1 tRNA gene is annotated in these 250 nt (G+C 57.2%); it reads right to left on the bottom strand.

The features are described from left to right. Positions 1–84 precede the first annotated feature (84 nt). Positions 85–158: transfer RNA gene (locus SB752_RS32995), tRNA-Arg, on the bottom strand. Positions 159–250: the final 92 nt, after the last annotated feature.

The raw sequence follows: 250 nt of genomic DNA, 5'->3' as shown, positions 1-250 counted from the left end.
CGGCGAGACTCGAACTCGCACGGGTCGCCCCGCCACCCCCTCAAGATGGTGTGTCTGCCAATTCCACCACGACCGCATGTGAAACGTCTCAGGAGAGGTTCGAACTCCCGACCGTCCGCTTAGAAGGCGGATGCTCTATCCAGCTGAGCTACTGAGACATATATTGTTATAAAAAAATGGGGCGATCGATGGGACTTGAACCCACGAGTGCCGGAGCCACAATCCGGTGCGTTAACCCCTTCGCCACGAC

It is taken from the genome of Brevibacillus sp. SIMBA_040 (assembly GCF_046535075.1).
Taxonomy (GTDB): domain Bacteria; phylum Bacillota; class Bacilli; order Brevibacillales; family Brevibacillaceae; genus Brevibacillus.
The sequence above is the reverse complement of the archived record's forward strand: the minus strand, read 5'-3'. Positions and strand labels throughout refer to the sequence as shown.